This window comes from Streptomyces sp. NPDC050704, from assembly GCF_040654355.1.
Taxonomy (GTDB): Bacteria; Actinomycetota; Actinomycetes; order Streptomycetales; family Streptomycetaceae; genus Streptomyces.
Window position 1 is genome coordinate 1 of sequence record NZ_JBFAHW010000079.1, and the last position, 17,789, is coordinate 17,789.

Genomic DNA, 17,789 nt, shown 5'->3' on the forward strand with positions numbered 1-17,789 from the left:
ACGGGATATCCGATCGCCGCTCTGGGATATCCAGTCATGGCACGTTGCCGCGGCGATCGGACACCCCGACACGACCCCTCACGCCGGAAGGCCGAGTGCGGCTGGGTGGGGCCTGCGCTGCAGACCCCGCCCGGCTCTTGGCTGTTGTCTTTTGTCTTTTAGGGGCGCGGGGAACTGCGCACCCAGCCCCCACCGGCCCGCAGTGATCACACCGTCCCAAGGCCCCCGGTCTTTGGTCTTTTCAGGGGCGCGGGGAACGGCGCGACCAGCCACAGCCGACCCGCACCCGACAAACCAACCCAGGGCACCCCAGATCTTTTAGGGGCGCGGGGAACTGCGCGACCGGCCCCCACCGGGCCCGCAGTCGTCAAACCACCTCAATCCCCCCGCCTTCATCCGGCCTCCCGTCACACCTCAAGGTGTGACGGGAGGCCGGACTCGTTTCAGGGCTCAGTCGGGCACCCCGCGGAGCGGACCGTCACGTGGACCCTGGAACATGAGGGACGCCGCAGCCGCCTGGTCAAGAGGAACCACTTCGGCTGTGAACCCGTCTGACCTGTAACCGCAGGACCACCCCCCGTGCACGTGCATCTGCCCATGCATCTGCATGTGAAGACAGCTATGATCCGGTGCAGTTGACCATCTGCACCACTGGCAACAGACACACCAATGCACCACCGGGGAGCGACCTGTGGACCACGACGTGTACAACGGCATGGCTGCCACGGAGCTGCGCGGAGCGGCCTGGCAGAAGAGCCGGCACAGCAACTCGCAGGGCTCCTGCGTGGAGTTCGCGCGGCTGCCCGGCGGCGAGGTCGCGGTGCGCAACTCGCGTTTCCCCGACGGACCCGCCCTCGTCTACACACGCGCCGAGATCGAGGCCATGCTCCTGGGCATCAAGGACGGCGAGTTCGACCACCTGATAGCGGGCTGACCGGCAGCGGGCCGAATCGCGGGGCCGGCCAGCGGTACGTGCGACGGTGACCGAGGGCGGTCACCCTCCGCTGCGATCACCGACGCACCGTAACGCGCGTAGAACCGCGGCCCGAAAAAGCGCCGCGGTCCCTCAGGCGGACGGCTGGAGCCGGAACAGCGCCCACACGACCTTGCCGTTGAGCGTGCCGGCGAGCGGGTGCCACCCCCAGCTGTCGGCGAACGAGTCGACCAGGAACAGACCGCGGCCCGACTCCGCCGAGAAGTCCTCGGAGTCGCCCGCCACCGGGCTGTCGTGACTGGGATCGCGCACCGCGCAGACCAGTCGCTCGGTCCACCGCATCAAGTGCAGCCGCACGGGCGGGTCCTGATCGGGCGAGCGCGGGGTGTCCGCGGGCAGCGCGTGCCGCAGTGCGTTGGTGACGAGTTCCGAGACCACCAGACAGACGTCGTCGAAGCGGTTGCCGATGTCCCACTGGTCCAGTGTGTGGCGGGTGAACTGCCGTGCGTCGCGCACCGCTTCGTAGCGGGGCGGCAGGGCGCAGGAGGCGGCGTTGGACACGGCCGCGGGGTCCAGCGGCGGAAGCCCCTGCCTTAACGGCTCGAGCATGGTCGATCCATTCGTCCCCATGCGAGGCACTCCCGGGGTTCGCGGTCGTGGCGATGCAGCGGTGGCGCGAGACCATCGTTCCGAATGCGTACGGCAGATGCAAGGGCAGATGCACGTGCACGCGCCCGAATTGGACCTTCCCATACCGCTTCTTGGTCATTTTTTCCGCCGTCTTTCTGCCGCCTTTCTGTCTCTGGCCGGTCTTCTCCTTGCCAGTTCCTGTGTGTCTTCCTCGAAACCTTGCCGTTTCTGTAACCGAACGAGTACTGCTTGGAGTGTTTTAGTGGCAGACTGCGGCCCTTGAAGAACGGGGCAGGGAGGCGGACGAACGTGAGCGCGCAGGAGTCGGGATCGGTGGTACGGCGCATGCTGCTCGGCTCGCACCTCAGGCGGCTACGGGAGTCGCGCGGCATCACCAGGGAGAAGGCCGGCTACTCGATCCGCGCCTCCGAATCGAAGATCAGCCGTATGGAGTTGGGCCGGGTGAGCTTCAAGACGAGGGATGTCGAGGATCTGCTGACCCTGTACGGGATCGCGGACGACGCGGAGCGCAACTCGCTGCTCTCACTCGCCAAGGAGGCCAACGTCGCGGGCTGGTGGCACAGTTACTCGGACGTCCTGCCCAGCTGGTTCCCGACGTACGTCGGCCTGGAAGGCGCCGCATCGCTGATCCGGTCGTACGAAGTCCAGTTCGTGCACGGCCTGTTGCAGACCGAGGCGTACGCGCACGCGGTCGTCGAGCGCGGCATGCGCAGCGCGAACCACGGCAAGGGTGCCAAGGCCGTGAGCGCCGCCGACATCGACCGGCGCGTGGCCCTGCGTCTGGAGCGCCAGAAGTACCTGGTGTCCGAGAACGCCCCCGACTTCCACGTCGTCCTCGACGAGGCCGCGCTGCGACGGCCGTACGGTGACCGGGAAGTGATGCGGGGTCAGCTCCAGCATCTGATCGACGTCTCCCAGCGTCCCAACGTACGGCTCCAGATCATGCCCTTCGGCTTCGGCGGGCACGCGGGCGAGAGCGGGGCCTTCACGGTGCTCAGCTTCCCCGAGTCCGATCTGTCCGACGTGGTCTATCTGGAGCAGCTCACCAGTGCGCTGTATCTGGACAAGCGCGAGGACGTCACCCAGTACGAGAAGGCGATGAAGCAGCTCCAGGACGACAGTCCAGGGCCGGACGAGAGCCGTGATCTGCTCCGGGGTCTGCTCCAACTCTCCTGAAACATCAGCACCTTCTCCAACTCCCTTTAAACACCAGTACGATGACGTGTGATCAGACCGTGAAGATGATCAGGCTGGCTGCTGCGGCAGCAAGGGATTGAGGGATCACATGTCGTCCTACTTCACCGACCTGGCTCAGCAGTACATCGACGGAGAGTGGCGTCCGGGCACGGGTTCCTGGGACATCATCGACTTCAATCCGTACGACGGTGAGAAGCTCGCGTCGATCACGATAGCCACGGTCGACGAGGTGGATCAGGCCTACCAGGCCGCCGCCCGCGCCCAGAAGGAATGGGCCGCGACGAACGCGTACGCGCGGCGCGCCGTGTTCGAGAAGGCCCTGCGCATCATCGAGGACCGCGAGCCGGAGATCACCGAGGCGATCATCGCGGAACTCGGCGGCACGCATCTGAAGGCCGGCTTCGAACTGCACCTCGCCAAGGAGTTCCTGCGCGAGTCGATCCACCTGTCGCTGCGGGCCGAGGGCCGGATCATCCCCTCGCCGGTCGTCGGCAAGGAGAACCGCGTCTACCGCGTCCCGGTCGGCGTCGTCGGTGTGATCAGCCCCTTCAACTTCCCCTTCCTGCTGTCGATCAAGTCCGTCGCCCCGGCGCTCGCGCTCGGCAACGGCGTGGTCCTCAAGCCGCACCAGAACACCCCGATCGTCGGTGGTTCGCTGGTCGCCAAGGTCTTCGAGGACGCGGGTCTGCCGGGCGGTCTGCTCAACGTCGTCATCACGGACATCGCGGAGATCGGCGACGCCTTCCTGGAGCACCCGGTCCCGAAGGTCATCTCCTTCACCGGCTCCGACAAGGTCGGCCGCCACGTCGGCACGGTCTGCGCCTCGCACTTCAAGCGCTCGATCCTCGAACTCGGCGGCAACAGCGCCCTGGTGGTCCTGGACGACGCGGACATCGACTACGCGGTCGACGCGGCGGTCTTCAGCCGGTACGTGCACCAGGGCCAGGTCTGCATGGCCGCGAACCGCATCCTCGTGGACCGCTCGGTCGAGACCGAGTTCACCGAGAAGTTCGTCGCCAAGGTGAAGACGCTGAAGACCGGCGACCCGAGCGACCCCCGGACCGTCATCGGCCCGGTCATCAACTCCTCGCAGGCGGACGCCATTTCGGGCACCGTGGAGCAGGCGATCGCCGAGGGCGCCACGGCCCTCGTGCGTGGCGCCACCACCGACAACCTCGTCGAGCCGTCCGTCCTGACCGGCCTGCCCGCCGACTCCGCCATCCTCCAGCAGGAGATCTTCGGCCCCGTCGCGCTCCTCGTCCCGTTCGACGGCGAGGAGGAGGCCGTACGGATCGTCAACGACACCCCGTACGGGCTGAGCGGCGCCGTGCACACCGCCGACGTCGAGCGCGGTGTCTCCTTCGCCAAGCAGATCGACACGGGCATGTTCCACGTGAACGACGGCACCGTGCACGACGAGCCGCCGGTCGCCTTCGGCGGCGAGAAGTCCTCCGGCATCGGCCGCCTGAACGGCGACGCGGTGGTCGACGCGTTCACCACCCAGAAGTGGATCTCGGTACAACACGGGCGCAGCTTCTTCCCGTTCTGAGCCGCTCGAAAGCGGATGGGGCATGGCTTGAATGTGGCGGGCCCTTGCGGACAGAAACTGACCGCAAGGGCCCGTAACTTCGTGGGTGTCGAGAAGGAAACGGCACCCACGAGAGGCGGCCCTCATGGTTATGCACGTGCACGCAGAGGCCCACGGCGACGAGCGCGGCGCATTGCTCGCCTTCCTGGACGAGCAGCGGGGCGGCATCCGCCGGACGTTGCTCGGCCTCACCGACGAGCAGGCGGCGACAAAGCCGAGCGCTAGCGAACTCTCGCTCTCCGGGCTGCTCAAGCACGTCGCCGAGACCGAGCAGGGCTGGCTGTCACGGGCCCGTCAGGTGGCGCCCGACACCCAGCGCTCCGAGGAGGACTGGGGCGACAGCTTCCGGCTGGTCGGCGACGAGACCGTCGAGTCCATGCTCGCCTACTGGGACAAGGTCACCCGGCAGACCGAGGACTTCATCCGGTCCGTGCCCAGCCTCAACGACACCTTCCCGCTGCCCGACCAGCCCTGGTTCCCGGACGACGAAGCCGTGTCGATGCGCTGGCTGATGCTCCGGCTGATCGCGGAGATGGCCCGGCACGCCGGCCACGCCGACGTCATCCGCGAGTCCCTGGACGGGAAGACGGCCTTCGAGCTGGTCGCACAGGCGCAGGGCGGCGGCGACTGGGGCTGAGTCGCCGTCGGAACCCGAGGAGGCGGGTCCTACGCTTGGCCCATGTCAGTGATCCGCCTCCTCGTCCTGAGTGCCGTACGTCAGCACGGCCGGGCCCACGGCTACCAGGTGCGCAACGACCTGGAGTTCTGGGGCGCGCACGAGTGGTCCAACGCCAAGCCCGGCTCGATCTACCACGCGCTCAAGCAGATGGCGAAGCAGGGCCTGCTGTACGCGCACGAGATCGCGCCCTCCACGGCCGGCGGCCCGCCGCGTACCGAGTACGAGATCACGGAGAAGGGCGCCAAGGAGTACTTCGCGATGGTCCGCGAATCCCTGACCTCGTACGACCAGAAGCCGGACGCGCTCTCGGCCGCGCTGGGTTCCATGGTCGACCTGGACCGCGAGGAGGTCGTCGAACTCCTGGAGGAGCGGGTGCGCGGCATCCAGGAGTGGCGCAAGGCGGTCACCGAGTACTACACGCCGGAGGAAGGCCCTGCCCAGCTCGGCCACATCGGCGAGATCATGAACTTCTGGGTCCACTCCGCCGACAGCGGCGCCGAGTGGACCCGCGGTCTGATCGCACGGATCAAGGGCGGCGCGTACACCTTCGCGGGCGAGGGTGAGCCGTTCGTGGGGGTGCTCGCGGAGGGCGAGAAGAACCCGTACGGGACAGGGCAGCCACATCCAGGAGATGCGAGCTAATAAAGTTTGACTAATCGCCTCGATGGGCATACCGTCTGCCGGCGAGCAAGTAGTCAAGTTTGACTACATTGAGTCGGAGGGAGTCGGATGACGGACGCGATCGTCGTCGAGGACGTACGGAAGCGGTACGGGGACAAGGCGGCCCTGGACGGGCTGGACCTGGTGGTGCGGCGCGGCACCGTGCACGGTCTGCTCGGCCCGAACGGCGCCGGCAAGACCACCGCGGTGCGCGTGCTGACCACGCTGCTGCGGCCGGACGAGGGGCGCGCGGAGGTTTTCGGGTGCGACGTGGTGCGGGAGGCGGGCCGGATACGGCGGCGCATCGGCCTGCTCGGCCAGCACGCGGCGCTCGACGAGGAACTCGGCGGACGGCAGAACCTGGAGATGTTCGGGCGCCTCTACCACCTGGGCGCCCGCCACGCGCGCGTGCGGGCCGACGAGCTCCTTGAGCGCTTCGGCCTCGCGGACACGGGCCGCAAAGTGGTGAAGCAGTACAGCGGCGGCATGCGCCGCCGCCTGGACCTCGCCGCCTCGCTCATCACCGAACCGGAGGTGCTCTTCCTGGACGAGCCGACGACAGGGCTCGACCCCCGGGGCCGCGCGGAGGTGTGGGGCGCGGTGCGCTCCCTGGTCGGTGGCGGCACGACCGTACTGCTCACCACGCAGTACCTGGAGGAGGCGGACCAGCTCGCCGACCGCATCGCGGTCGTCGATCACGGCCGGGTCATTGCGGACGGCACGGCGGACGAGCTCAAGGCGAAGACGGGTGGCGACCGGATCGACGTGGTGCTGCGGGACGAGGGCCAACTGGGCGCGGCCGTCGCCCTGTTGCCCTTCGACAAGGCCGACATCTCCGTGGACACCGACCGGCGCCTCCTCAGCGCTCCGGTCACCGACCGCATGGCGGCGCTCGCCGGGGCGGTACGCGCCCTGGAGGAGGCCGGCATCGAGGCGGAGGACATCGCCCTGCGGCGCCCGACACTGGACGAGGTCTTCCTGCACCTGACCGGCAAGCCCGAGGAGGCCGTGTGAGTACGTCGTTGAGCTGGGCCGTCACCGACTCCTGGACCATGACCCGGCGTGAACTCGCCCACTGGGCGCGGCAGCCCGTGCAGGTCGTCGTGGGCCTGGTGTTCCCGGTGATGCTGCTGCTGATGTTCGGCTACCTGATCGGCGGCGGCAGCGGCGTCGAAGGCGACTACCGCGAGTACCTGGTACCCGGCATGTTCGCGCTGACCATGACCTTCGGTCTGGACGCCACGATGGTCGCGGTCACGCAGGACCTGAACAAGGGGGTGATCGACCGGTTCCGGTCGATGCCGATGGCCAACGGCGCCGTGCTCGTGGGCCGTTCGGCGGCGGACATGCTGCAGTCGGCCGTCTCCCTGGTCGTGCTGGTCGGTGTCGGGCTCGCGGTCGGCTGGACCTGGCACGGTTCGTTCGCCGCCTTCCTGGGCGCGCTCGGCCTGCTGCTCCTGCTGCGGTTCGCGATGCTGTGGATAGGCATTTACCTGGCCATGGTCGCGGGCAGGCCGGAGCTGGTGGTGGCCGTGCAGATCCTGGTCTGGCCGGTGGGCTTCCTGTCCAACGCCTTCGCCACACCCGAATCCATGCCGGGCTGGCTGGGCGCGACCGTCGAGTGGAACCCCATGTCGGCGACGGCGACCGCGGTGCGTGACCTGTTCGGCAACAAGGGAGGTACGGCGAGCACGTCCTGGGCTGCCGAGCACGCCGAACTGCTGGCCGTCGGCTGGCCGCTCGCGCTGCTCGCCGTGTTCTTCCCGCTGGCGGTACGGAGGTTCGCGGCGCTCAGCAAGTAGGCGCGAGCCGGGCGGGCCCGGGCCGACAGCTCGGGCCCGCACAGACTCTCAGTGATGGAAGCCGGTCGCCGCCTCCTTGTCCCGCGTGATCGGATGCGGCTGCCGGCGCAGTTCGGGCAGCAGGCGGCCCAGGTCCTCCGCGAACAGCTCGGCGAGGTCGGACGAGAAGCCGTTGCGGCACACCACCCGGAGCACGGAGAGGTCCTCGCGGTTCGCGGGGAAGGTGTACGCGGGCACCAGCCAGCCATGCTCCCGCATCCGCCGGGACACGTCGAAGACGTCGTACGCCGTGACGTCCGGGCCGGTTGCGAAGGCGAATACGGGCAGCTGGTCGCCCCGGGTGAGGAGGCGGAAGTCGCCGAGCGCCTCGACCCGCTCGGCGAGCCGTCGGGCGACGTCCCGGGTCGTCTGCTGGACGGCCCGGTAGCCCTCGCGGCCCAGCCGCAGGAACGTGTAGTACTGCGCCACCACCTGCGCCCCGGGCCGGGAGAAGTTGAGCGCGAAGGTCGGCATGTCGCCGCCCAGGTAGTTGACGCGGAAGACCAGTTCGTCAGGCAGCTCGGCGGCCGACCGCCACAGCGCCCAGCCGACGCCCGGGTAGACCAGCCCGTACTTGTGTCCCGAGGTGTTGATTGAGGCGACGCGCGGCAGCCGGAAGTCCCAGACCAGGTCCTCGTCGAGGAAGGGGGCGACTATCGCGCCGGACGCCCCGTCGACGTGGACGGGGATGTCCAGACCTGTACGCGCCTGCAAAGCATCCAGTGCCGCGCAGAGTTCGGCGATCGGCTCGTACGACCCGTCGAAGGTGGAACCGAGGATGCCGACGACCCCGATGGTGTTCTCGTCGCACAGCTCGGCGGCGGCCTCCGGGTCGAGGTGGAAACGGTCGCCCTCCATGGGGACCTGGCGCGCCTCGACCTCCCAGAACGCGCAGAACTTCTCCCAGCAGACCTGCACGTTGACGCCCATGACGAGATTCGGGCGGGCGCTCGCCGGATAGCGGTCCGCGTTGCGCTTGGCCCAGCGGCGCTTGAGCGCCATCCCCGCGAGCATGCACGCCTCGCTTGACCCCGTCGTCGAACAGCCCACGGCGGCGGCCGGATCCGGCGCGTTCCACAGGTCGGCCAGCATCGCCACGCACCGCCGCTCCAGCTCGGCCGTGCGCGGGTACTCGTCCTTGTCGATCATGTTCTTGTCCCGGCACTCGTCCATCAGCACACCGGCCTGCGGTTCCATCCAGGTGGTGACGAAGGTGGCGAGGTTGAGGCGGGAGTTGCCGTCCAGCATCAGCTCGTCGTGCACGAGCTGATAGGCCGTGGACGGCGGCAGCGGCCCGTCCGGCAGCCGGTGCTTGGGCGGGGCCTCGGCCATGCCGCCGACCGGATTGGCCTCTCCGTAGAAGGGGTTGACGGTCAGCGGACGCTCGTCGGGCTTCTCGGGGCCGGTGTGGAGCGGCATGGTGCCTCCGGTCGGTGGGGGCCGATGGGGTCGGGGCCCGTGGTAGGGGGTTCCATCGTGGGCCCCACCTCGTCGTAAGCGGGTAAAACCGACACGGTGTCCGGCCGGTCGTGTCCGGTGGTGGATCCGGGCTTGCACCTCACGTGACGTGAGGACTCAGGCTGAGGTGCGTACCGAGAAGGAGGGAGCGGAGGCGATGAGCTACTCCGTTGGACAGGTCGCCGGATTTGCCGGAGTGACGGTGCGCACGCTGCACCACTACGACGAGATCGGGCTGCTCGTACCGAACGGGCGCAGCCACGCGGGCTATCGGCGCTACAGCGACGCCGACCTCGACCGGCTGCAGCAGATCCTGTTCTACCGGGAGCTGGGCTTTCCGCTCGACGAGGTCGCGGCCCTGCTCGACGACCCGAAGGCGGACCCGCGCGCACATCTGCGCCGGCAGCACGAGCTGCTGACCGCCCGGATCGAGAAGCTGCAGAAGATGGCCGCGGCCGTGGAGCACGCCATGGAGGCACGCAAGATGGGCATCAACCTCACACCCGAGGAGAAGTTCGAGGTCTTCGGCGACAAGGACCCCGAGGAACACGCCGAGGAGGCCGAGCGCCGCTGGGGAGGAACGGAGGCGTACGCCGAGTCGCAGCGCCGCGCCGCCGGCTACTCCAAGGAGGACTGGCAGCGGATGCAGGCCGAGGTGGCCTCCTGGGGCGAGCGCTACGACACCCTCATGGAGGCCGGTGAGCCCGCCACGGGCGAGCGGGCCATGGCCATGGCCATGGAGCACCGGCGGCACATCACCCAGTGGTTCTACGAATGCCCGTACGAGATGCACCGGGGGCTCGGCGAGATGTACGTGTCCGACGAACGGTTCAAGGAGTTCTACGACTCCATGCGCCCGGGCCTTGCCGAGCACCTGAGGGACGCGATCACGGCGAACGCCGCACGGCACGAAGCCTGACCGTAAGCGGGTGTCGGTAAAACGTGTCGGTAAGGGGCGTTCGCAATGGTGAGCGCCCCTTACAGGCCGCTCTGACGGTGGCTCACAGCCATGTCCCAGTCAGGGCACAGTCCGTTCCGTAGAACCTGGTGGAACCTGGCCATGCCATCCTGCGTTGGTAGTTTGGTCGGCGATACCTCGACCCCCCACCGTATCCACCAGCCCTCAGGAGCCCGGAACCGTGACGACGCTCGCCCTCGGCCCAAGCTGGTTGGATCCGGACTACCTGCTCGACTCGTTCGGCATCTGGGGCCTGCTCCTGATCGTCTTCGCCGAGTCGGGCCTGCTCATCGGCTTCTTCCTGCCCGGTGACTCCCTGCTGTTCACGGCGGGCATGCTGATCTCCGCCAACACGCTGGACTTCCCGCTGTGGGCGGCCGTCGTCCTGATCTGCGTCGCCGCGATCCTCGGCGACCAGGCGGGCTACATGTTCGGCAAGAAGGTCGGCCCGGCGCTCTTCACCCGCCCGGACTCCCGCCTCTTCAAACAGGAGAACGTGGCCAAGGCCCACGAGTTCTTCGAGAAGCACGGCCCGAAGTCCCTGGTGCTGGCCCGTTTCGTGCCCATCGTGCGCACGTTCACGCCGATCATCGCCGGTGTCAGCGGCATGAAGTACCGCTCGTTCCTCACGTTCAACGTCCTCGGCGGCATCCTCTGGGGCGCGGGCGTCACGCTGCTCGGTTCCTGGCTCGGCAAGATCGACTTCGTCAAGACGAACATCGAGCCGATCCTGCTCCTGATCGTCTTCCTCTCGGTGGTCCCGATCATCATCGAGTTCCTGCGCGCCCGTAAGGGCAAGAAGAACCAGCCCGAGGCCACGGCGGCCGAGGTCCCGTCGGCAGCCCCCGTGGCGAGCGACCAGACGACCCAGCTGCGCCGCGTGCCGCCGGTCCAGCAGTACGGCCAGGACCAGCAGCACGGCAACCAGGGCCAGAACCAGCAGTACGGCGACCAGGGCCAGCAGTACGGAAACCAAGGGCAGCAGTACGGAAACCAGGACCAGGGCTACTACCAGCAGCAGCCGTACGGCTCCGACCAGGGTTACGGGAACCAGGGCTACGGGAACCAGGCTCACGGCTACCCGCAGGGCCAGGACCAGTCCTACGCCCAGCAGCAGTACCCCCAGGGCTACCCACAGGGCCAGCAGGGTCAGCAGCAGTACTCACAAGGCCAGCAGGACCAGCAGTATCCGCAGGGCCAGCAGTACCCCGAGGACCAGCAGCAGCACCCGCAGCCCCAGGGCTACCCGTACGGCCAGGACTACCCGCGGAACTGAGCAGGCGCATACGCGACAGTGCGGCCCGAGTCGCGGGCCGCACCTCAGAACCCCGCCCAGGCCGTACCGCCGTACCTCAGAACCCGCGCGTCCGCTTGGCCGCGCGGCGCCCCGCCGAGCTGTCCGCTCCCGGCAGTCGCATGAACATGCGGGAGATCTCGGACCCCAGGTTCACGCCGATCGCGATCGCCATCGCGAGGGCGGCGGCCTTGGTGAGGGACACCAGCCCCGCGTCGACGTTGTTCTGGGCGATCGCGAGCAGCCCGAAGTACGTGGCCGAACCGGGCAGTAGCGGCCCGATCGCGGCGGTCGTGAACGGGAGCGCGGACGCGAACCGGTACCGCGACAGGAGCTGCCCGAACAGGCCCACCACACCGGCGGCGACGGCCGTGGAGGCGACCGGTGAGATCTCGCCCGCGTAGTGCATCGCCCCGTACACACTCCACGCCACCCCGCCGTTGAGGGTCACGATCAGCACGGTGGATCGTTCCTGCTGGAGCAGCACCGCGAAGGCGAGCGACAGCAGCATCGACGCGGCGATCTGCATCACCGGCCGGTCGGCGAACAGCAGCGCCGCGTCCGGATTCAGCTCGACGCCCAGCTTCACCCCGAAGTACAGGACCACGAGGACACCGATGACGACGCCCACGAAGAGGTACATGACCTCCAGGAGACGGGCCGACGCGGTGATGTAGTAACCGGTCAGTCCGTCCTGCACGCCCGCCACCAGGGCCCGTCCGGGCATCAGCGCGAAGAGACCGCCGGTGATCACCGCGGACGCGCGCACCTCGACATTCGCCAGCGTGAGCGCGATCGCGATCGCGGCGGGCGGCATCGCGGCCACCGTGAACTGGTAGAACTCCGGCAGCCCGCGCGCCGAGCACAGCCACGCCAGCCGGTCGCCGAGCAGCGCGCCGAGAGCGGCCGCCACGAAGACGACCAGGCCACCGCCGACCAGCATGGAGGCCGCGCCCGCGAGGAGGCCGGAGGCCCCGCTCAGCACCCAGCCGTTGTACGGGTGCCGGTTGCGGCGTATCTCCGCGAGGCGCCGGTAGGCCTCCTCCAGGGAGATCTCGGTCTCGTCGTCACTGATGTCGTCGACGAGCTGGAACACGGCCGCGAGCCGCGTGTAGTCGGTGCCCCGGCGGCGTACGGTCCGCGAGGCCGTCACCGGATCGTCCACCAGCGACGGCTGGTACGAGATGGACAGCAGGGTGAAGGTGACGTTCGGCTCGCAGCGGTCCAGGCCGTACGAGCGGCAGACGGCGAACATCGCCGCCTCCACGTCCTCGGCGCCCTCCCCGCCCGCGAGCAGCAACTCGCCGATGCGCAGCGTCAGGTCGAGCACGCGCGGGACGGCGGGGCCCTCGTCCTCCCCCTTGTGCGCGATCTCGGGCACGGGCCGCTCGGCGACCGGCATGCGCAGCATCGTGCGCATCCGGTCCTGCCAGGGGATGTCCTTGGTCAGGTCGACCCGCGGGATGCCCATGGGCGGCGTGAAGGCGGGCGCCCGGTACGTACGGGGAGTGTTGAACGCCGAGCCCCCGGCTTCGGTGCTCGGCGGCTCGGGCGGCGCGAGCCCCTCGGGCATCGCGAACTCCGACGTCGTCTGCGACTCGTCCTCGATCGTCGCCGCCACACCGGGCGGCTGCGTGAACGCACTCCTCGCCTCGTCCGACTGCGGCTTGCGGTCTTCCGCCTCCGGCTCTGTCACCCCACGACTCCCGACTCTCACCTCCGGTACGTCTCAGTATGCGCACAGGCAAACGAACGGGCCGCACGCACCCGGCGTACGGCCCGTAACGGCAGCCTTCTTTACAGAAGTCGGCGATTCATCAAGAACAAGAACCCGACGACCTGCCCGACGACCTGGAGGCGGCGATCAGTGACCGCCGGTCTCCTTGAAGCGCTTGTAGGACCGCTCGATCTCGGCCTCGGCGTCCGTGCGGCCCACCCAGTTGGCGCCCTCGACGGACTTGCCGGGCTCCAGGTCCTTGTAGACCTCGAAGAAGTGCTGGATCTCCAGACGGTCGAACTCCGACACGTGGTGGATGTCCCGCAGGTGCTCCACGCGCGGGTCGTGCGCGGGCACGCACAGCAGCTTGTCGTCGCCGCCGGCCTCGTCCGTCATCCGGAACATGCCGATGGTGCGGCACTGGATGAGGCAGCCGGGGAAGGTCGGCTCGTCCAGGATGACCAGCGCGTCCAGCGGGTCGCCGTCCTCGCCGAGGGTGTTCTCGACGAATCCGTAGTCGGCCGGGTAACTGGTCGAGGTGAAGAGGCGACGGTCCAAGCGGATCCGACCGGTCTCGTGGTCCACCTCGTACTTGTTCCGCGAACCCTTCGGAATCTCGATCGTGACGTCGAACTCCACCGGTGGCTCCTCCATGATCAGCACATAGTTCTGGTGGTTAAGTGTCCCTCACGCAGGTGTGTGATCGCGAAAGGGGCTGGTGGTCGTGCCGGAGCTGAGGGCTTGGCGGGCCGCGAGACCGCATGTGGTGCGGGTCGCGCGATCCGTGAGACCGCAACTCGTACGGGCCGTCGGAGCCGTCAAACCACCACTCGTCCGAGCAACGGGAGCTGTGAAGCCGCTGGTCACGCGGCCGTTTTCGACCGTGCAGTTCACGGCGGGCGCCGCCACACTCGGACTCGTCGTGGCGGCCACCGTGGTCACTGCGGCCGGGCCCTGGGACTCCACCGGTCAGCGTACGGCGGAGCGCGACTGGGCCGCATCGCGGGAGCTCGCAGGTGGCGCAGATCACGGCCATGTGTCCGGTACGTCCGGAAAGGAGCCACAGTCCGCGCCGAGCGCCCCGTCCGTACTCACCGGACTGGGAGGTTCCGTCGGCTCAGTGCCGTCACCCACGGAGAAGGCCCTCGCCGACGTCCTGGGGCCGCTCCTCGACGACCCCTCGCTGGGCTCCGAACGTTCGGCGGCCGTCGTCGACCTGACCACCGGCAAGCGCCTGTACGGCAAGGCCGCGGGAGAGGCGCTGACCCCGGCCTCCACCACGAAGATCGCCACAGCCGTCGCGGCCCTCACCGCGGCGGGCGCCGACCACCGCATCAAGACCCGCACGGTCCTGGAACCCGGCACCGAGAAGATCGTCCTCGTCGGCGGCGGCGACCCCACGCTGACCGCCCGCGAGGACGCCGAGGGCAACGCGAGCCTGCGCACCCTCGCCGACGACACGGCCCGCGCCCTCAAGGCCCGCAAGACCGGCAAGGTGACGCTCTCGTACGACACCTCCCTCTACGAGGGTCCCGTCACGCACCCCATCTGGGCCCACGACCATACGAACCTCGCCCCGGTCACCGCCCTGATGGCCGACGAGGGCCGCCTCGACGACTCCTCCAGCGGCGCCGCGGACCGGAGCCCGGAGCCGGCGGCCGACGCGGCCGGTAAGTTCGCGGACCTCCTCAAGGACCGCGGCATCAAGACCACGACTCCCGCCCCCGCCAAGGCGACCGGCAAGGCCGAGGCCCTCGCCACCGTCCAGTCGCCGCCCCTGTCCACCCTCGTCGAGCACATGCTGACCAGCAGCGACAACGACATCGCCGAGGCCCTGGCCCGCCAGACCGCGCTCGCCTCCGGCGAACCGGCGAGCTTCAAGGGCGGCTCCACGGCGATCCGTACGCAGCTGAAGAAGCTCGGCCTGCCCCTGAAGGGCGTCGAGTTCGCGGACGGCAGCGGCCTGGACCGCGCCGACAAGCTCACCGCGGACCTGCTCACCGCCCTGCTGGCCGAGGCGGCCGACCCGGCCCGTCCCGACCTCCGCCCGGTCCTCACCGGCCTCCCCGTGGCCGGCTTCACCGGCACCCTCGTCAAGCGCTACGCGGACCAGCCCGGCACCGGCGTCGTACGCGCCAAGACAGGCACCCTGACCGGCGTACACACCCTGGCAGGCACAGTCGTCGACACCGAGGGCCGCCTCCTGTCCTTCGCCTTCCTGACCGCCTCCGACCGCCCAACGGACCCAACAGCCACCCAGCGAACCCTCGACCGCCTGGCATCAACCTTGGCGACCTGCGGCTGCAACTGAGCATGCCGGGGGCGCGCCCCTTCAGGAGAGGCGCACCGCGCCCTCCTGAAGGGGCGCGGGGAACTGCGCGCCCAGCCACAGCCGACCCGCACGGTCCCCACAAGGACAGCCCCACAGCCCCACTCCCTGCCCCAAGCGGCAGCGCTCACGTACGGTTGACGCATGACGAGCATCGGTGGTGCGGAGATGGTCGACTGGAATCTCGCGGTGGCGACCGCGACCCGGCTCGTACGGCCGGGCCCAGAAGTGAGCCGCGACGACGCCCGGGCTGTCGTCGCCGAGCTGCGCAGGCACGCCAAGGCGTCGGAGGAACACGTCCGCGGCTTCACGCGGATGGGCGGCGACGACCTTCACGACACTCCCATCCTCGTCGTCGACCGACCGGGCTGGGTCCGGGCGAACGTCGCCGGGTTCAGGGAGATCCTCAAGCCGCTGCTGGACAAGATGCAGGAGCGGCGCGGCAGTACCCCGGGCGGCGCCGTCCTCGGCGCCGTCGGCGGCAAGGTCACCGGCGTCGAGCTGGGCATGCTGCTGTCCTTCCTGGCCTCCAGAGTCCTCGGACAGTACGAGACCTTCGCCCCGGCCACCCGGGACCTCCCGGCCGGCGCCAACGGCGGGGGCAGGCTCCTCCTCGTGGCGCCGAACATCGTGCACGTGGAGCGCGAACTCGACGTCCAGCCCCACGACTTCCGGCTCTGGGTCTGCCTCCACGAGGAGACCCACCGGACCCAGTTCACGGCCGTGCCCTGGCTGCGTGATCATCTTGAGGGTGAAATCCAGTCTTTCCTGGGAGAGACCGAGGTCGACCCCATGACCGTCCTGGAGCGCATCCGAGAGGCCGCCCAGTCGCTCGCCGGCGGCCGCCCCGAGGGCGAGGAGGGCGACGACGGCCGGTCCATCGTCGAGATCGTGCAGACCCCCGCCCAGCGCGAGATCCTCGGCAGACTGACCGCCGTGATGTCCCTCCTGGAGGGACACGCCGACTTCGTGATGGACGGCGTCGGCCCCGAGGTGGTCCCGTCCGTCGCCGAGATCCGCGAGAAATTCCAGCAGCGACGCGCCCGCGGGGCCTCCCGCCTCGACCTGGCGCTGCGCAAGCTGCTCGGCCTGGACGCCAAGCTGCGCCAGTACCGGGACGGGGAGCGGTTCGTGCGGGCGGTCGTGGACGAGGTCGGCATGGACGGGTTCAACCGGGTGTGGACTTCGCCGAACACGCTCCCGACCAAGACGGAGATCGCCAAACCGGCGGACTGGGTCGCGCGGGTGCACCGTAAGGCAGAGTCGTGAACTGAATCCGGCCGACGGCAGGTGAACGCCCCTCCAATCACCCGTCCGAGGGACCGTGAGCGATGGGTAGGCGTGCGATGCTCGGGGAACGGCCCGGTTCTGTCACCATCTACACACTCTGAGTGACTGATCCCGGGCTAACCCCCGACAATTTCATGAAGGGAACCGGACATGGGTCCCCATCCTGCGGTCGCGGCGATACGCCTGGCGGTCCGCCGCGTACTCCACGACGTTCTCACCGACCACGCCCCCGCCTCCGACAAGACCTCGCACGAGCTGCCGCCCCCGCCGCTCGTGCTCGTCGCGTGCTCCGGCGGCGCCGACTCCATGGCACTCGCCTCCGCCCTCGCCTTCGAAGCGCCCAAACTCGGCATCCGTGCCGGTGGCATCACCGTCGACCACGGCCTGCAGCCCGGCTCCGGCCAGCGTGCCGACGAGGTCGTGCTGCGCCTGACCGAACTCGGGCTGGCCCCGGCCGAGGCCGTCGCCGTCGCCGTCGGCCGTGACGGCGGCCCCGAGGCCGCCGCCCGCGACGCCCGGTACGGCGCGCTGGACGCCGCCGCGCAGCGCCACGGCGCGTGCGCGATCCTCCTCGGCCACACCCGCGACGACCAGGCCGAAACCGTCCTGCTCGGCCTCGCCCGCGGCTCCGGCATCCGCTCCCTCTCCGGAATGGCCGCTGTTTCCGGACGCCCGGGAGCCGCCCGCCGTTACCGTCGCCCTTTCCTGCACCTGGACCGGCAGACCGCCCGCAAGGCCTGCCTGGTCCAGTCTCTGCCCGTCTGGGACGACCCGCACAACGCCGACCCGGCGTACACACGTTCGCGCCTGCGCCACGAGGGCCTGCCCGCCCTGGAGAAGGCCCTCGGCAAGGGAGTCGTCGAAGCACTCGCCCGTACGGCACAGCTCTCGCGCGACGACGCCGACGCCCTCGACGCCTGGGCCGGCCAGGCCGAGGCCTCCGTACGCGACGCGGCCGGCCTCCTGGAGTGCGCCAAGCTCTACGCCCTGCCGCCCGCCGTGCGCCGCCGCATCCTGCGCCGCGTCGCCATCGAGGCCGGGGCGCCCGCCGGTTCGCTCTTCGCCCGGCACATCGAAGAGGTCGACCGGCTGATCACCGGCTGGCGTGGCCAGGGAGTCATCAATCTCCCGGGCAAAGTCGTCGCCCAGCGGCAGGGTGGCAGACTGGTGATTCGGCAAGGCTGAGAACACGC

Annotated in this window: 16 protein-coding genes; 12 read left to right on the forward strand and 4 right to left on the reverse strand. The window is 69.3% G+C overall.

Features of this window, described 5'->3' with window-relative positions:
* The first annotated feature begins 715 nt into the window (after nt 1–715).
* The gene (locus tag AB0I18_RS35165; RefSeq protein WP_151477816.1) at nt 716–934 is read left to right on the forward strand and encodes a DUF397 domain-containing protein; all 219 of its coding nucleotides are present in this window, start codon (nt 716–718) and stop codon (nt 932–934) included.
* A gap of 132 nt (nt 935–1,066) precedes the next feature.
* On the opposite strand, the gene AB0I18_RS35170 is transcribed toward AB0I18_RS35165, so the two are convergent.
* Entirely contained in the window at nt 1,067–1,543 is a 477-nt protein-coding gene (locus AB0I18_RS35170; RefSeq protein WP_363109732.1) for an ATP-binding protein, read from the reverse strand.
* Nucleotides 1,544–1,909: 366 nt separating this feature from the next.
* On the opposite strand from AB0I18_RS35170, the gene AB0I18_RS35175 reads away from it, so the two are divergent.
* The 6 genes from AB0I18_RS35175 to AB0I18_RS35200 all read left to right on the forward strand — a co-directional run bounded on the left by AB0I18_RS35175 (nt 1,910) and on the right by AB0I18_RS35200 (nt 7,511).
* Nucleotides 1,910–2,761: a helix-turn-helix transcriptional regulator gene (locus tag AB0I18_RS35175; RefSeq protein WP_363109771.1), complete on the forward strand. Its 852-nt coding sequence runs from the start codon at nt 1,910–1,912 to the stop codon at nt 2,759–2,761.
* Nucleotides 2,762–2,870: 109 nt separating this feature from the next.
* The gene (locus tag AB0I18_RS35180) at nt 2,871–4,331 is read left to right on the forward strand and encodes an aldehyde dehydrogenase family protein (protein ID WP_363109733.1); all 1,461 of its coding nucleotides are present in this window, start codon (nt 2,871–2,873) and stop codon (nt 4,329–4,331) included.
* A 124-nt stretch (nt 4,332–4,455) separates the two neighbouring features.
* Nucleotides 4,456–5,007: a DinB family protein gene (locus tag AB0I18_RS35185; protein ID WP_363109734.1), complete on the forward strand. Its 552-nt coding sequence runs from the start codon at nt 4,456–4,458 to the stop codon at nt 5,005–5,007.
* A 42-nt stretch (nt 5,008–5,049) separates the two neighbouring features.
* The gene (locus AB0I18_RS35190) at nt 5,050–5,691 is read left to right on the forward strand and encodes a PadR family transcriptional regulator (protein WP_363109735.1); all 642 of its coding nucleotides are present in this window, start codon (nt 5,050–5,052) and stop codon (nt 5,689–5,691) included.
* An 87-nt stretch (nt 5,692–5,778) separates the two neighbouring features.
* Nucleotides 5,779–6,723: an ATP-binding cassette domain-containing protein gene (locus AB0I18_RS35195; RefSeq protein ID WP_363109737.1), complete on the forward strand. Its 945-nt coding sequence runs from the start codon at nt 5,779–5,781 to the stop codon at nt 6,721–6,723.
* 38 nt (nt 6,724–6,761) lie between these two features.
* Entirely contained in the window at nt 6,762–7,511 is a 750-nt protein-coding gene (locus AB0I18_RS35200) for an ABC transporter permease (RefSeq protein WP_363109772.1), read from the forward strand.
* A 48-nt stretch (nt 7,512–7,559) separates the two neighbouring features.
* Here the strand turns inward: AB0I18_RS35200 and AB0I18_RS35205 are convergent, their stop codons facing one another.
* The gene (locus AB0I18_RS35205; RefSeq protein WP_363109738.1) at nt 7,560–8,969 is read right to left on the reverse strand and encodes a glutamate decarboxylase; all 1,410 of its coding nucleotides are present in this window, start codon (nt 8,967–8,969) and stop codon (nt 7,560–7,562) included.
* Between the two features lie 196 nt (nt 8,970–9,165).
* Here AB0I18_RS35205 and AB0I18_RS35210 point away from each other — a divergent pair, with 196 nt between their 5' ends.
* Both AB0I18_RS35210 and AB0I18_RS35215 read left to right on the forward strand, forming a co-directional pair.
* Nucleotides 9,166–9,927 (forward strand): MerR family transcriptional regulator, encoded by a 762-nt coding sequence (locus AB0I18_RS35210; RefSeq protein WP_363109739.1) that lies wholly within the window; start codon nt 9,166–9,168, stop codon nt 9,925–9,927.
* 220 nt (nt 9,928–10,147) lie between these two features.
* A complete protein-coding gene (locus tag AB0I18_RS35215; RefSeq protein WP_363109740.1) occupies nt 10,148–11,242 on the forward strand; it encodes a VTT domain-containing protein in 1,095 nt (364 codons plus the stop codon).
* 76 nt (nt 11,243–11,318) lie between these two features.
* On the opposite strand, the gene AB0I18_RS35220 is transcribed toward AB0I18_RS35215, so the two are convergent.
* Nucleotides 11,319–12,956 carry a threonine/serine exporter family protein gene (locus tag AB0I18_RS35220; protein ID WP_363109741.1) on the reverse strand — a complete coding sequence of 546 codons (1,638 nt, stop codon included), beginning with the start codon at nt 12,954–12,956 and terminating at the stop codon, nt 11,319–11,321.
* Nucleotides 12,957–13,124: 168 nt separating this feature from the next.
* Entirely contained in the window at nt 13,125–13,616 is a 492-nt protein-coding gene (locus AB0I18_RS35225; RefSeq protein WP_033321679.1) for an inorganic diphosphatase, read from the reverse strand.
* A gap of 79 nt (nt 13,617–13,695) precedes the next feature.
* Here AB0I18_RS35225 and dacB point away from each other — a divergent pair, with 79 nt between their 5' ends.
* From dacB to tilS, 3 genes are all read left to right on the forward strand, one after another.
* Entirely contained in the window at nt 13,696–15,288 is a 1,593-nt protein-coding gene (gene dacB / locus AB0I18_RS35230; protein ID WP_363109742.1) for a D-alanyl-D-alanine carboxypeptidase/D-alanyl-D-alanine-endopeptidase, read from the forward strand.
* Between the two features lie 162 nt (nt 15,289–15,450).
* The gene (locus AB0I18_RS35235; RefSeq protein ID WP_363109743.1) at nt 15,451–16,575 is read left to right on the forward strand and encodes a zinc-dependent metalloprotease; all 1,125 of its coding nucleotides are present in this window, start codon (nt 15,451–15,453) and stop codon (nt 16,573–16,575) included.
* Between the two features lie 171 nt (nt 16,576–16,746).
* Nucleotides 16,747–17,781, forward strand: a complete 1,035-nt coding sequence (gene tilS / locus AB0I18_RS35240) for a tRNA lysidine(34) synthetase TilS (RefSeq protein ID WP_363109744.1) — start codon at nt 16,747–16,749, stop codon at nt 17,779–17,781.
* The last annotated feature ends 8 nt before the right edge of the window (nt 17,782–17,789 follow it).